13 protein-coding genes are annotated in these 15383 nt (G+C 50.9%); 2 read left to right on the forward strand and 11 right to left on the reverse strand.

From position 1 onward, the window contains the following. Positions 1–3 precede the first annotated feature (3 nt). Both DFR47_RS07325 and DFR47_RS07335 read right to left on the reverse strand, forming a co-directional pair. Complete coding sequence (locus DFR47_RS07325; RefSeq protein ID WP_113943708.1) at positions 4–1221, reverse strand: serine hydrolase domain-containing protein; 1218 nt, start codon at positions 1219–1221, stop codon at positions 4–6. Between the two features lie 169 nt (positions 1222–1390). Then, positions 1391–2656, reverse strand: a complete 1266-nt coding sequence (locus tag DFR47_RS07335) for an aminopeptidase (protein WP_113943984.1) — start codon at positions 2654–2656, stop codon at positions 1391–1393. A 157-nt stretch (positions 2657–2813) separates the two neighbouring features. Here DFR47_RS07335 and DFR47_RS07340 point away from each other — a divergent pair, with 157 nt between their 5' ends. Further along, on the forward strand, positions 2814–3092 hold the full coding sequence (locus tag DFR47_RS07340) for a hypothetical protein (RefSeq protein ID WP_113943710.1): 279 nt from the start codon (positions 2814–2816) through the stop codon (positions 3090–3092). A 64-nt stretch (positions 3093–3156) separates the two neighbouring features. Here the strand turns inward: DFR47_RS07340 and DFR47_RS07345 are convergent, their stop codons facing one another. From DFR47_RS07345 to DFR47_RS07385, 9 genes are all read right to left on the reverse strand, one after another. Continuing rightward, the gene (locus tag DFR47_RS07345; RefSeq protein ID WP_245416502.1) at positions 3157–4083 is read right to left on the reverse strand and encodes a cell wall hydrolase; all 927 of its coding nucleotides are present in this window, start codon (positions 4081–4083) and stop codon (positions 3157–3159) included. A 556-nt stretch (positions 4084–4639) separates the two neighbouring features. Next, positions 4640–5326 (reverse strand): phosphate regulon transcriptional regulator PhoB, encoded by a 687-nt coding sequence (gene phoB / locus DFR47_RS07350; protein WP_113943711.1) that lies wholly within the window; start codon positions 5324–5326, stop codon positions 4640–4642. A 127-nt stretch (positions 5327–5453) separates the two neighbouring features. After that, positions 5454–6176 (reverse strand): phosphate signaling complex protein PhoU, encoded by a 723-nt coding sequence (phoU, locus tag DFR47_RS07355; RefSeq protein WP_113943712.1) that lies wholly within the window; start codon positions 6174–6176, stop codon positions 5454–5456. A gap of 50 nt (positions 6177–6226) precedes the next feature. Then, positions 6227–7000 carry a phosphate ABC transporter ATP-binding protein PstB gene (gene pstB / locus DFR47_RS07360; RefSeq protein WP_374788350.1) on the reverse strand — a complete coding sequence of 258 codons (774 nt, stop codon included), beginning with the start codon at positions 6998–7000 and terminating at the stop codon, positions 6227–6229. A 67-nt stretch (positions 7001–7067) separates the two neighbouring features. Continuing rightward, positions 7068–8384 carry a phosphate ABC transporter permease PstA gene (gene pstA, locus DFR47_RS07365; RefSeq protein WP_113943714.1) on the reverse strand — a complete coding sequence of 439 codons (1317 nt, stop codon included), beginning with the start codon at positions 8382–8384 and terminating at the stop codon, positions 7068–7070. Next, entirely contained in the window at positions 8381–9868 is a 1488-nt protein-coding gene (pstC, locus tag DFR47_RS07370) for a phosphate ABC transporter permease subunit PstC (RefSeq protein WP_113943715.1), read from the reverse strand. The genes pstA and pstC overlap by 4 nt, the downstream gene beginning before the upstream one ends. Positions 9869–9944: 76 nt before the next feature. Next, entirely contained in the window at positions 9945–10991 is a 1047-nt protein-coding gene (locus tag DFR47_RS07375; RefSeq protein ID WP_113943716.1) for a PstS family phosphate ABC transporter substrate-binding protein, read from the reverse strand. Between the two features lie 205 nt (positions 10992–11196). Next, positions 11197–12270, reverse strand: coding sequence for an AI-2E family transporter (locus DFR47_RS07380; protein ID WP_245416503.1), 1074 nt, complete (start codon positions 12268–12270; stop codon positions 11197–11199). A 267-nt stretch (positions 12271–12537) separates the two neighbouring features. Beyond that, complete coding sequence (locus DFR47_RS07385) at positions 12538–13386, reverse strand: DMT family transporter (RefSeq protein ID WP_113943717.1); 849 nt, start codon at positions 13384–13386, stop codon at positions 12538–12540. Positions 13387–14047: 661 nt separating this feature from the next. On the opposite strand from DFR47_RS07385, the gene DFR47_RS07390 reads away from it, so the two are divergent. Further along, positions 14048–15370, forward strand: a complete 1323-nt coding sequence (locus tag DFR47_RS07390; RefSeq protein ID WP_113943718.1) for an MFS transporter — start codon at positions 14048–14050, stop codon at positions 15368–15370. Positions 15371–15383 lie beyond the last annotated feature (13 nt).

A 15383-nucleotide genomic window follows, 5' to 3' on the forward strand; every position in this document is an offset into this window, starting at 1 on the left:
TATTCATAATGTATCGGCAATTGCCTGCAATGCGATGATGCTCTCATCCTTCATTTGCTGGCCGGTCTTGTTATAATCGGCATAGGCGGAGGTTTTAGCGATCACCACTTTGCGCTGCGGGTTGACGTAAATGAACTGCCCGTAAATGCCGACCGCAACGAAATCGCCCTGCGGCTTGCCCGGAATCCACCATTGATAGCCATAACCCAGCGGCTTACCGGCTTGCGGATCATCACGCCCCGGCATCAGATAAGGCGCATCCGGTGTTACGGAATCATGCACCCATTGTGCCGGCACCAGTTGCTCACCTTTGAAATTGCGCCCTTCATTCATATAGAGCAAACCAAAACGGGCATAATCGCGCAGCACTGCATTCAAACCACCGGCAGCAACCACATCGCCACGGGCATCGGCCAGCCAATAGGCATCGGCTTCAGCGCCCAGACGCGACCATAATTTTTCACGGAAATATTGCACAAAAGGTTTGCCCGTCGCGCCCTCCAGCACCATGGCCAGCACCTGCGTATCCGCTGATACATAGACATTCTGCGTCCCCTGCGGGCGCACATTTTTAAGATGAGCGGTGAAATCTTTCACTGATCCGGTCAAAATCTGGATGATGTAATGCACGATATCCGATGACAGATCGCCGTAATTCTCATTAAAACCAATACCTGACGACATTTGCAGCACATTTTTGACGGTAACGCCTTTATAGCCGCCTTCGCTCAGTTCCGGCGCATAGCGGTCAACCGTTTCATCCAGCCGGATCAGCCCGTCGCGCACAGCATTGCCGACCAGAAAAGATATAGTTGACTTGGACATCGACATAGCAATGGACTGGGTTGCTGCCGTATTACCGCGCTCATATTGTTCGTGAAGAACCACGCCGTCTTTCAGTACGATAAAACCGGTGGTCTGGGTTTTATCAAGCCAGTCGGTAACGCGTCTGGTTTCGCCCTGATAGACATAGGTTTCCGGCAATGGTTGCTCCCGATAGGGCAGCGGGCTGATCTCGTCCTCATGCGGCACGCGGATTGACGGATAGATTTTATAAAGCGAACGGAAATTCTGATCGATCACATCCGGTTTAAATGTCTGGGCATATTGATACACCGCATAATATTCGTGAATTTTCTTGCGGTAGATAACACCAAGCACCGCCGCCGCTATGAGAACAAGAAGAAGCACTTTCCAGAAAATCCGCCAAACTCTGCTCATGCCTTTACTCCTCCGGTGTTGGTACCTGCTTTCGGGAAGCATGCCCCAAACTGTAAAAAGCACAAGGGCTGACGACAAGCCTCAATATCGCCTGCTATTTTGCAGAAAGCCGCCGCCTGTTTTCCAACAAGCAGCGGCTTCCTTGTTTCTATAATTATCGCAGCAGCTATCAGGCGACCCATTCGCCTTTACGCATGACCGGCACGGAGGTGCCATCCTGTGCAATGCCATCAACATCAATCTTATCGGAACCGATCATCCAGTCGATATGGATAAAGCTTTTATTGCCGCCCTGTGCAGCAATCTGTTCCGGTGTGAGATCGGCACCATTAACAAAACATTTGGAATAGCACTGACCAAGCGCAATATGGCTGGCTGCATTTTCATCAAACAGCGTGTTGTAGAACAGCAGACCACTCTGAGAAATTGGTGAAGAATGCGGCACCAATGCTACTTCACCCAGACGGCGGGCACCTTCATCCGTATCCAGTACCTTATTCAGCACTGCCTCGCCTTTGCTGGCTTTGGCTTCAACAATGCGGCCACCTTCAAAACGCACACGAATATCATCAATGATCGTGCCCTGATGCGACAGCGGTTTGGTGCTGGAAACAGTGCCTTCCACGCGCAGAGCATGTGGCGTAGTAAACACTTCTTCTGTCGGAATATTCGGATTGCAGGTAATACCGTTTTTAGCCGTCGATGCGCCGCCATGCCATTCATGACCATCGGCCAGCCCGACGGTCAGATCCGTATCCGGTCCGGTGAAATGAAGTGAGCGGAAATTGCGCTCATTGAGGATTTTGGTGCGCTTACGCAATTGCGCATTATGCTCTGCCCATGCGCTAACCGGATCAGCATTAGTGACACGCGATGCGGCAAAAATTGCTTCAGCCAGCTTATGGGTTGCAACTTCCGGCGTATCATCCGGAAACACCAGTTTTGCCCAGGACGGGTTCGGATAAGACACGATATTCCAGTTAATGTCGAAACCGGCGATCTTTTCCAGCGCAGGCTGATAGGCCATCGACAAAGCTTTATTGGCACGGGCAACCTTACCGGCATCCTGTGCAGAGAGCAGCATCGGATTATCACCGGTAATGGCCAGACGCGCGGCACCGTTTTCATAGGCTTTTGCCATGCCCTGATAGAGCCAGTCGCTGGCATGATCAAAGCTTTCATCCGGAGCATATTGGAAGCGCGACAGCGCCATGTCTTCATCGGAGAAAAACGGCGTCACCAGTCCGGCGCCGGCTTTATAGGCATGCTCAGCAATGCGCCGTACCAGCGGCAATGCAATCACCGGTGCGGTAATCACCAGATCCTGTCCCTTACGCAATTGCAGGCCGACTTTAACCGCAACCTCTGCCAGCTTGTCCAGTTTAACCGGATCGATCACCGCATCCGCATGATTATTTTGGCTGAAATCTGACATCAACATACTCCGCTTATTTTCATTCATCATCACAGATACTCCTGCCAATCCGATCCGACCAGCCCTCACCTGCAGGATTTTTAATATGTTGTTTGTAGCCACGCCCGCTAATCAGCGCTAACATGTCAAATGAAGTCATATTTATCGGAACACACCCATGAGCCGAAACATCACATCATTGCGAAAACTGAGCCTTGTTGCAGGGCTGTTTGCCATCACTCTGGCAGGCTGCACCACGCTGACACCTGAGCAACAGCGTGCAGAAGACGAAAAAACCTGTCTGAGCTATGGTTTCAAACCAAAATCTGAGGCCATGTCCAATTGTCTGCTGCAAATTCATCTGGATCGCCGCGCAGACATCCGCGCCTGGCAGAATGACCGGCCGCAATTCTCCACACCAATGGTTATTTATCAGCCTGTGATTGTGCCGCGCTAATCATCGTATCATACAAAAAAGCCCGCTCAGTGCGGGCTTTTTTGTATCAGATATATGGGGCAGATCAGAGAGCAGGTTCAGGGCGATCCTGCTTCAAGAGCAATGCACCGATTGCATCGGCCTTCTGCTCATTCATTTCATTGCTGTTGGCTGCGAATGCATTCTGCTGTGCGACAGCAGGTTTCATCTCAAAAGGCAGCTGTGCCGGTACAGGTGTATGATTATAGGCAAGCTGAACCGGTGCTTCCGCAACAACCGACTGTGTTGCCACAGGAGCTGGTGCTACACGTGGCTGAGCCGCAGCAACCATAACCGGCGATGCCGCAGGCAGACGATCTGTCTTCCCTGTTGGCTCTGTCACGTTATAGGTGCTGTCCGGCATGGACTGACCTTTAGGTTCATAGGCCGCCGCAAGATTATAAGGAGTTTCCGGCAGCGGGGATTCCAGCGAACCGTCTTTGCGGCGCTTTTCGTAGAAAGAATTGCCACCGGCAACCAGCACGTAATGCATATTTTTATACGGGAACTTCAAACCGGCTGTATGGAAAAACATCGCATTTTTCAGCTTCGGATGGCGCTCACCTTTGAGCACGGCATCTGCCGCTTCTTTTACATCCGGCAGTGCTTTGGAATTCATCGCACGGGTCATTACGCCCGGTGCAAACTGGTTTTTCTGTCCGACGACACCGCAAACTGTTTCAGGATATTTTTCCGAAACCAGACGGTTCATCACCACAGTGCCGACTGCAACAAGACCATCGCGGCTGGAGCGGGCTGATTCAAAGAACATCGCGCGCTCAAGGCACTCACGGTCTTTGGAAGTGTAGGTGTAAGTTTTTTTGCCGTTACGGATGGTGACACCCGATTCCTTGGCAGGGGTAACTTTTTCAGATTTTGAACCGGTCGAAGTGGTTGTACAGCCCGCCAAAATAAACGGTGTGGCAACCAAAGCACCGATAAACAGTGTTTTCGCTAAATAAGAGCGTTTCAACGGTTCATCCTCATCAAATAATTTCTTCAAAGTCCTGTTTCCGTCAGCATCTCACACAACAGACAACCAACAGATCAAGGCCTCGGGAAACTCGCGGCCTATTAGGGCTAAATAAAGGCACAAGGCCCGTTTTATAATCACGCACCGATTAGCAAGAACCGGTTAAAATTTACCTCAAGAAAATGCGCCCCATTAGTTAACACTATGTTAATGCAATGTTTTGAGAGATTACTAAAGTACTGTATACGCCACTCTTATTGGCTCAGAATGATAAACTGCAACATCGTGACCGGTCATGACTCTGTAACGATTCCGGTATGTTATTGCCTTATTTCAACACTGAAAGTGTGGCTGCATCATGCCTTTCCTAATACTTTAGCGTTAGTCATAATTCATTACAGACTGTTACAAAGCGGTTTTATTGCGTGATCACATGCGGTTTGCCCTGCTGCAAATACCTGCTGGGAAACAGCTTCATTAGAATCAGCGCATTCAAAAACCGGCATGAAAAAATTCCATGCCGGTTGCTCATTGTCGTCAATCAGTCGCGTACCCGTTAGCCAAAAGCATATCCGGCGCCGCGAACAGTGCGAATCGGATCCACTTCGCGACCTGTATTAATCGCTTTACGCAGACGGCCGATATGCACATCAACGGTGCGGTCATCGACGTAAATATCGCGTCCCCAGATACCGTCCAGCAATTGTGTTCGGGAGAACACGCGACCCGGAGCCATCATGAAATATTCCAGCAGGCGGAACTCTGTCGGCCCCAGTTTGATTTCGCGTTCCTTGCGGTAAACACGATGCTGTTGACGGTCGAGAACGATCTCACCGACTTTCAGCACATGAGACAGCACACTCGGATTGGCACGTCGCAACATTGCCTTGATACGCGCCAGCAGTTCCGGTGTGGAGAATGGTTTGACAACATAGTCATCAGCACCGACAGCCAGACCACGCACACGCTCGGATTCTTCGCCACGTGCTGTCAGCATGATAATCGGCAGGCGTTCCGTTTCAGCGCGCTGGCGCAGACGACGGCACAGTTCAATGCCCGAAACACCCGGCAGCATCCAGTCCAGCACCAGAAGGTCAGGTACGTTTTCACGCAAATGAATTTCAGCTTCATCCCCGCGCAGGATTGTATCAACCTGATACCCTTCAGCTTCGAGATTATAGCGCAGCAGTTCGCTGATGGCTTCTTCGTCTTCAACGACCGCTATTCTTGGCGTGTGTGACATTGCGTATCCACTATTCATTTAGACATAAGGGGGCATTTGCATTCCGGTTTTGCCGGAATGCAGGGCTTCTTCATTCTGATTTGCAATGCCCGAAGGCGCCGCATCTCTGCCGTTCAGCTAGAACGGCTTAGTTTTTATGCAATTCGTCGAGTACGACATCATGGGACAGATCATCTTTCGGACGATCCGGCGGCATCTGAGTACCGGTAACAATATAATAGACCGTCTCGGCAATATTGGTAGCATGGTCGCCGATACGCTCAATATTCTTGGCACAGAATAAAAGATGCGTGCATGCTGTAATGTTTCGCGGGTCTTCCATCATATAAGTCAGAAGTTCGCGGAACAGCGATGTATACATCGCATCAATTTCATCATCGCGGTCACGTACAATATTGATCTGTGTGACCGAGCGCGTTGCATAGGCATCCAGCACATCTTTAAGCTGGGTACGGGCAAGCTCTGCCAGTGTTTCCAAGCCCCGATACAGTTTCACCGACTGACGGGTTTCTGAAACAGCACTCACACGCTTGGCAATATTCTTGCCCATATCGCCAACGCGTTCCAGATCAGCGGAAATGCGGATCGCACCGATAATTTCGCGCAGATCGACCGCCATAGGCTGACGCTTGGCGATGATCATCACAGCCTTTTCGTCAATTTCGCGCTCGCCGGCATCGAGGATAAGATCCTCGGAGATCACACGCTGTGCCAGTGCATTATCCGCAGTGACAATCGCTTTAACGGACTGCTCAACCATGCGCTCCGCATGACCACCCATTTCAGCGATCTTACGTGCGAGAAACTTCAGTTCTTCATCATAGGACGTAACCGTATGCTGTGACGGCATGGAAATTTCCTTATCCTGTGGCACTGCCTAAGCAGTCTGTAAAACTCAAATTAGCCGAAACGGCCGGTAATATAGTCCTGCGTGCGCTTTTCCTTCGGCGTCGTGAACATCATATCCGTATCACCGACTTCCACCAGATTGCCTAAATGGAACATCGCAGTCGTCTGCGAAATACGCGCGGCCTGCTGCATCGAGTGGGTTACGATGACAATCGTATAGTCACGGCGCAACTCATCAATCAGCTCTTCAACCTTCGCAGTCGCAATCGGATCAAGTGCCGAGCAAGGTTCGTCCATCAGAATGACTTCAGGGCTCACCGCAATCGCGCGGGCAATGCAAAGACGCTGCTGCTGACCGCCGGACAGGCCGGTGCCTGCATCATTGAGACGATCTTTCACTTCTTCCCAAAGGCTTGCACCGCGCAGGCTTTTCTCAACAATCGCATCCAGATCCGCACGGCTGCGTGCCAGACCGTGAATGCGCGGGCCGTAGGAGACGTTTTCATAGATTGATTTCGGAAACGGATTTGGTTTCTGGAATACCATGCCAACGCGGGCACGCAGTTCCACCACATCGATTTTCGGGTCGTAAATATCTTCACCATCAAGCGTGATCAGCCCTTCAACGCGGCAACCTTCAATCGTATCATTCATACGGTTGAGGGAACGCAGAAAGGTCGATTTGCCACAGCCGGACGGACCAATCAGCGCGGTGACGCTGTTTTCTTCGATATCCAGATCAACGCCGTGCAAAGCCTGTTTTTCACCGTAGAAAACCTTGACCTTGTCCCCGCGCATTTTGATTTTTTTAGGCAAGGCGTTCATCTTCTCTCCGAGTGTTTTTTCTAACGTATAATCATTCATCAGGTTCATGATCGCATCTCCGTCGTGACTACCATCTGCGCTCAAAACGGCGGCGCAAGATGATCGCAACAATATTCATCACAGCGAGGAACAGGAGGAGCACGATAATCGCGCCTGATGTCCGCTCTACAAAAGCACGTTCTGCTTCATTCGCCCACATGAAAATCTGCACCGGCAATGCAGTCGCAGGATCCATCGGGGTGACCGGAGCATTGGCAACAAAAGCCACCATACCGATCAGCAACAGCGGAGCAGTTTCACCAAGTGCCTGAGCCAGCCCGATAATCGTACCAGTCAGAATGCCGGGTGCAGCCAGCGGAAGCACGTGATGGAACACAACCTGTGTTTTAGAAGCACCCAGCCCCAGCGCCGCTGCGCGGATAGAAGGTGGTACTGCCCGCAGCGCTGCACGTGTGGCAATAATGATGGTTGGCAGCGTCATCAGCGTCAGCACCAGACCACCAACCAGCGAGGCCGAACGCGGCATGCCGAAGAAGTTGATGAAAACCGCCAGACCCAGCAAACCGAACACGATGGACGGAACCGCAGCCAGATTGTTGATGTTGACTTCGATAATATCGGTAAAGCGGTTTTTACGCGCATATTCTTCCAAGTAAATCGAAGCGGCAACGCCGATTGGCAGCGCGAAAACCAGCACGATCAGCATCATATAGAGCGAGCCGATCAGAGCGACGCCCAGACCCGATGTTTCCGGACGGCTGGAAGCCCCCATGGTGAACAGGCCGGTATTGAAGGACTGGCGCATCACGCCTTCATCCTTCAGGGTTTTCATCCAGCCAACCTGCAGGTCGGATACTTTACGCTTGCTCTGATCAACGGTCAGATCAATCTGGCCTTTATTGGCAGAATCCATATCCGCAGCGGCAAGAAATTTAACAGTCTGTGTTGTGCCAATCAGTTTCGGATCAGCCATAACCATTTCACGCAACTGTAAACGCACACCATCCGAATAGAAGCGTGTCATATCGCGCATTGCCGGACGATTGGATTTCTCAACGCCGAGCTTATCGGCCAGCGCATTGCGCACCAGCAGCGGATAATTCGCAGTAATCAGCACATTCGGGTTAGTTGCACGCTCATTGGACGGATCAATTACTTTCTCATCCAGCAGCACCGGAATTTCAATCGTTGTCTGCCAGAAGGCTGTGTAGCCCTTGGAAACAACAGAAAGAAACAATGCGCAGAGGAAGAAAATACCAATGCCAATCGCAATCATACCATAGATACGGAAGCGGCGTTCGGCGGCATAGCGGCGCTTCAGGCCGATATCACGGCGTGCAGGCGCACCGGATGTTGCCTTGGGAGTGAAAACTGCATCGGTCATTCATATTGCTCCCGATATTTACGCACTATGTAGAGAGCGAAAATATTCATCAGCAGTGTCAGGAAGAAGAGCGTAATACCCAGTGCAAAAGCCACCAGTGTCTGCGGTGAGTTAAACTCAAGGTCACCGGTCAGCTGATTGACGATCTTAACAGTGATCGTTGTCATGGCTTCAAACGGGTTAATCGTCAGATTGGCAGCCACACCGGCAGCGAGCACCACGATCATGGTCTCACCGATCGCACGGGAGGCTGTCAGCAGCAGCGCACCAACAATACCCGGCAATGCGGCAGGCAGAATCACACGCTTGATGGTCTCGGAACGGGTTGCACCCAATCCCAGCGAACCGTCACGCAGGGAGCGCGGGACTGCGGTAATAATATCATCGGACAGCGAGGATACAAACGGGATCAGCATCACACCCATCACCAGACCGGCGGTGAGCACGCTCTGCGCCATGATAAAGCCCTGACCACCGGTCAACGCTGCACTCAGGTCACGCAGGAATGGTCCGACTGTGACCAGCGCGAAGAAACCGTAAACAATGGTAGGAATACCGGCCAGCACTTCCAGCAGCGGTTTAACGATAGCGCGGGTGCGGGCACCGGCATATTCCGACATATAAATCGCAGCGAAAAGGCCAACCGGCACAGCGAAGATCATCGCGACCAGCGCGATATAAAGTGTACCGGCAAGCAACGGGATTAAGCCGAACTGACCATGTGAATCTGTGGCACCGGCAGCCGCAAAACGCGGATCCCACACAGTTCCGAAGAAGAATTCGTAGGCCGGAACATCGCTGAAGAAATTAATCGTCTGAAACAGCATCGAGAAAACAATGCCGACAGTCGTAAGGATTGCGATTGTCGACGCGGCGATCAGCCCCCACAGTACAATGTTTTCCACATTGTTGCGGGCACGTACACGCGGCGCAATCGTCATCCAGCCAAAGATAAATCCGGCAATCGCCAAGGCAATTGTGAGGCCTGCGCGGATATTGGAAGATAAGCTGGCAGCCTTGTCCCACTGTATCGCGACCGGCACCATCACATCATGGCCTTCAGTAGCTAATGCCACACCGTTTTCAGCCATTAATGCACGCATTTCAGGATAGGTTTGCGGCAGATTTTCGCGTTGCTGCGGATCAAGACGCTCAAGCCCGTAAGCGAGGTTTTTCACCACACCAAGTGTCAGGCTTTCGCTGTAATTTTCAGTATTGCCCAGAGCAGTATTCAGCTGCGATTTAGCAGTCTGCTCAAGATAGACGGTAGCGCTCAGTGACCAGACGACGAATAAAATCAGCGCCGGCATCACAGTCAGAGAGAAAATCCACCATCCGTGATAATGCGGACGGGAATGCGGTTTTTCTTTCTTATCAGCCACATTTTTTACGGCATTCAACTGTGCAACCGCTTTTGCGCGGCCAAGGAAGAACCCTGCCACACCAAGCACGAACACAATTGTTAAGACCAGCATGATCGACATTTAAATTCCCTGATCACCGTCCACGACAAAAAGATAATCCGGGCGCAGAGATGATCTGCACCCGGACCCAGTTCAATTATTTAACCTGCATTACTGTGCCGGCTGCAAAGGCATCGCGCTGCGCTTTGCGTTCTGCTTCCGGAGCAGGTACCAGACCATAGTCTGCCAGCGGGCTGTCATCGCCAACCATCTGATCAGCAAGGAAGAAGTCCACATATTCTTTCAGGCCAGGGATCACACCGATATGGGCTTTCTTCACGTAGAAGAACAGCGGACGCGATACCGGATATTCACCTTTGGCGATTGCATCGGCTGTCGGTACAACATCATTCACAGATGCAACTTTCAGCTTGTCAGCATTGTTTTCGTAGAAGGACAGACCGAATACACCAACGCCGGTTTTGTTGGCGCTGATACGTGCGAGTGTTTCGCTGTAATCGCCGTCGATATCAACAGCCTTACCGTCTTTACGCACAGCGATACAGGTCTTGGCAGCAGCTTTGTCATCTGCACCACCGGCTTTGATGACTTCCAGCGCGCCGCTTTCTTTACAGCCGTCAGCAAGCAGTTTTTCTTCGAAAACTTCACGGGTACCGTGCTTTTCGCCAGGGATGTAAGCAGCAATATCCCAATCCGGCAGAGCAGCGTTTACCTGATTCCACTTGGTGTTCGGATTGTCGACCAGCTTGCCGTCTACAACGATCTGTGCAGCCAATGCCTTGTAAACATCAACCGGTGTCAGTTTCCAATCCGGACCGTTGATGTCGGTTGCGAAAACGATACCATCATAACCGATGCGCACTTCCTGAACATCTTTTACACCTGCATCAATGCAGGACTGGAGTTCAGAGGATTTCATTGCGCGGGATGCGTTAGCGATGTCGATTGTATTTTCGCCTACACCTTTACAGAAATCTTTGATGCCTGCGCCCGAACCGCCGGATTCAATCACTGGGGTTTTGAAATCCGGATAGGTTTCGCCGAAAGTTTCAGCAACGATCTTCGCATATGGCAGAACGGTTGACGAACCGGCAACCTGAATCTGTTCGCGAGCCTGAGCGGCGGTGGCACCGGCTACAGCAGCAATTGCCAATGCAGCAGTCGTTGTAATCAGCTTGTTCATAGGAGCAGCTCCAGTTAGAAGAATGAGGTAACGTTTTCGACGTTACCAGCCATCTACGCGCTCTATATTACAGCTATATGACACTAATATTACAGGTTTGTATCAGTCCGCACTTCAGCGTTTTATAATAAAAAAATACATTTTCCCGCATGATCAATACAGCGACAGAAAACAGCCCTATTGAAAAGATAATGAAATCAGATCGTTAGGATGGCTTCACTTTTCTTTCTTCCGGTTCGCGCTCATCCTCGGCTGCCTGAGCGGACAAAAAATTACCCACATGGCGCAATGTTTCAAAGTGGTCACAGAAAACTTTTATGACAACCAGAAGCGGCACCGCAATCAGGGCACCGATAAAGCCCCACAGCCATGACCAGAAGGCAACTGCTACAAAAACTGCAACCGTATTCAGCTCCAAACGCCGGCCGATAATGGTCGGTGTCACAATTTGTCCTTCAAGAATATTACAGGCCAGCACAAAAGCCGGAGCCAGCATGGCATAGGCAATCTGGTCAAAGGACACGATAGCAATAATCCCGACCACTACAATTGTCGTCAATGCACCGATATAAGGTAGAAAATTGAGCAGCGCCGCCATCACCCCGAAGACAAACGGCGTTGGCATTCCCAATGCCCACAGTCCCAGACTGATTGTCAGTCCCAAAAGCCCGTTAATGACCGTGATCGTCAGCAGATAACTGGAAATAACCTGTTCAACATCATAGACGACCCGCAAAGCCCGCTTTTTTTCGCTCAGCTTGCCAAAAGACTGGATGATCTTTTCATAGAACATGGTTCCCGAGGCAAGAATGAACAGCGTTAGAATAAATGTCACTGCAATGGTCGTGCCGCCTGACAAGACATTTCCTGCGGCCTGTGAAAGAATGCCGGGCTGCGCCAGCGAAACTGTTTGCACTTTCGGATCCTGTCCCATTTGTGCGACCTGATCGACCTGTTTGCTGATATTGAGTAAATGTTCTGCCGGTGCACGCAACCGGTGCAGCTTCTCTGTCAGCTCCCGCCCGATTTCCGGCGCTTCACTCACCATTTCCGTAACCGGCCCGCTTAAAAGATAGCCGGTCACGCCGATGAATGAAAAAGACAAGACCACAAGCAGCGTAGCAGAAATAGCTTCGGAAATGCCGAGCCGTTTTTTGGAGAAGCGCACAATCGGCGTCAGCATCAAAGCCAGCAAAATTGCCAGCGTGACCGGCATGAAAAAATCCCGCGCAAAATACAGAGCATAAACCAGTATCATCAGAAAAATACCGGTCAGCATTGCACGCCCTGTACGCACATATTTCGTCAGATTTTGCAGATTTCCGCTTTCAGGCAAAGGATGTGCCGGATAAATCAGCTCATTCTCAGCATCGGCTACCGATGTCTTATTATCATGCGGCATTTGCATCCGCCTCCCCCCTCATTCCCATGCGGATTATTCCCGCTATGCCGGTAAATTAAGGGAGACAGCAATGCCGTCAATATAAAGTGCTAAATATAGTCCGCCAACCGGTTTAATCCGGTTGGTTCAAAGCAAAAGCATATCTTAATTCAGCACCAGCCAGCCGGAAATCAGAATAACCACGGCACCCGCCAGCATATGCACTTCAACCGGTGCATTAAACAGCAGCGCACCATAGAACAGCCCCCAGATGATCTGGCTATATTGCACGGGTGCAACGACAGCGGCAGAACCAAGCCGGAAGGCTTTAACAATCATGGTCTGTGCAAAGGCAATCAAACCACCACCCAAAGCGGCCAGCGCCAGATCCTGCCAGTCAGGCGTAATCAGACCATTATACAGTGCCAGTAATCCGGCGAAAAAGGACTGGACGATCAGAAGAGCAACAACCAGCGCCTTGTCAGATTCATCCGTTTTGGCACGGCGCAGCAGAACCTGCGCAATGGCGAAAAACAATGCCGAGCCCAGAGCGGCCACATGCCCTGCGGATAACGGCGCAGCACCGGGCTGCAAAATCCAGATCACACCGGCAAAACCGAGAATCACCCCGAACCATCCCCGCAGTGAAAGCCGCTCGCCCACCATGATAAACGCAACGATTGCCACAAAGATCGGTGACAGGAAGCCCAGCACATAGGCTTCGGCCAGTGGCAAAGCTGAAAACGCATAATAAATCAGCAGCGTATTCATCGATAATAACAATGCGCGGCCAAAGGCCAGTTTAGGGTAGACCGGCAATAAACGCTTCGCCTGACCGCTCAAAACGCCATGACCAACGATAAAAGACAGCGCAAAGACCGACAATAAGAATGTGGTTTCATAAACGCCGATACGGGCGCTCAGCGTTTTGACGGTCGTGTCACCGCCGGAAAAGGCTGCAAATGCGATAAAAGCAATCAGAGCCGCGCGAAGATTATGCGTTGGGTTGGTCATGGTAATACTGCCATAGAGGATGCGGAATTGAGAATATTCCGGATAAGCTGGTTCTCCCCCACCCTCAGCCCCTACGCATACCAATGCGGTAGCAGGTCATAAATGATTGGTAACAAATCACATCCGGTCAGGCTTTACAGCCTGTACGCGCGCGACGTTACTGCTTCCTGATAAGAAAGCAAGACGGGTGCCCTGCACTCATCTTTTATTTCAACAACAGCCGAACGGCCACAGCCGGACAAAAGCGTACAAAGTAATTTTATAATATATGAATACTCTCATGCGAATTAAAATTTCGCAGCATGTAAGAATATAAACTTGCCAGTCATAAAATAGCTGCATTCCCGTAGACAAACGCCGCTTATCAGCATAGGCAGTTGACGTTAAAGTCAAAGAACCCCTCTGCGACAGGCATCTTCAGGCTGCATATTTGTGATGTTCGGACTTGTTTATTCGACAGGATCTGTATCATGCGCCGGATGTTTCCTGCAGCAGATGAGTGTTTTTCGTTTCCTTTTCAGAGAACGGCAATACCGGACAAGCATATCGCCCGAAGCAGGCGGCAAACGTATCTCCCAAGACGTGCCGTCATCAGCCTTTTATATTGATGCGTATATCCTCGTGATCCGGTTTTGCTTTTTGGTGTAAGATTGGATTTGAAATGTCATCTAAAGACAATGCTTTGCCGGTCAGCGGTCCGGCGATCGAACTGGATCGTAAAACCCGCATAAAGTCTATTCTCGGTGGTTCTGCCGGTAATCTTGTTGAGTGGTATGACTGGTATGTCTATGCTGCTTTTACACTCTATTTTGCGCCTAAATTTTTCCCGTCAGGCAATCAGACAGCTGAACTCCTGAGTGCTGCTGCGGTTTTCGCGGTTGGCTTCCTGATGCGCCCGATCGGCGCATGGATTATGGGGATTTATGCCGACCGCAAAGGCCGTAAAGCCGGTCTGACCCTCTCCGTTACCCTGATGTGTATCGGCTCGCTGATTATTGCTGTAACACCAGGCCATGAAACAATCGGCATATTTGCACCGGCATTGCTGGTTTTTGCCCGTCTGTTGCAGGGCTTAAGTGTTGGTGGTGAATATGGTGCCAGCGCCACTTATTTGAGTGAAATGGCCGGTAAAAACCGCCGCGGTTTCTTCTCGAGCTTCCAATATGTGACCCTGATTGCCGGTCAGCTGACAGCGCTCGGCGTGCTTCTGATCCTCCAGCGCGTTCTGACACCAGAACAGCTTGGTGACTGGGGCTGGCGTATTCCGTTCTTTATCGGCGGTCTGCTGGCGATCTTCGTCTTCTGGGTACGTCGTGGCCTTGTTGAAACCAAATCATTCGATAACGCCAAAACCAGCGACAAACCACGCTCAAGCGGTTTTGCCCTGTTCAAGCATTATCCGAAAGAAGCCTTCACCGTTCTGGCACTGACTGCCGGTGGTACGCTGGCTTTCTACACCTACACCACTTACTTGCAGAAATTCCTCGTGAACACTTCCGGTTTCAGCAAGGAATCCGCCAGTGAAATCACAGCGCTCGCGCTGCTGGTCTTCATGCTGATACAGCCGCTGGCCGGTGCACTTTCCGACCGTATCGGCCGTAAGCCGCTGATGATCGGTTTCGGCGTGATGGGTGTGTTGTTTACCTATCCGATCTTCTCGACCCTTTCGACAACAACCGATCCTTATGTAGCTTTCGGTCTGTCGATGGCAGGTCTGATTATCGTGACCGGTTACACCTCGATCAATGCGGTGGTGAAAGCAGAAATGTTTCCGGCTCATATCCGTGCGCTTGGTGTTGCTCTGCCTTATGCGCTGGCCAACACGATTTTTGGTGGTACCGCTGAATGGGTGGCGCTGAAGTTCAAACTGTCCGGCTATGAAACCTGGTTCTTCTGGTATGTGACAATCATGATCGCTCTTTCTCTGATCATCTATATCCGGATGAAAGAAACCCGCGATCACAGCCTGATCCACGAAGATTAATTCATAAATATTT

Source organism: Pseudochrobactrum asaccharolyticum (assembly GCF_003314995.1).
GTDB classification, from domain to species: domain Bacteria; phylum Pseudomonadota; class Alphaproteobacteria; order Rhizobiales; family Rhizobiaceae; genus Pseudochrobactrum; species Pseudochrobactrum asaccharolyticum.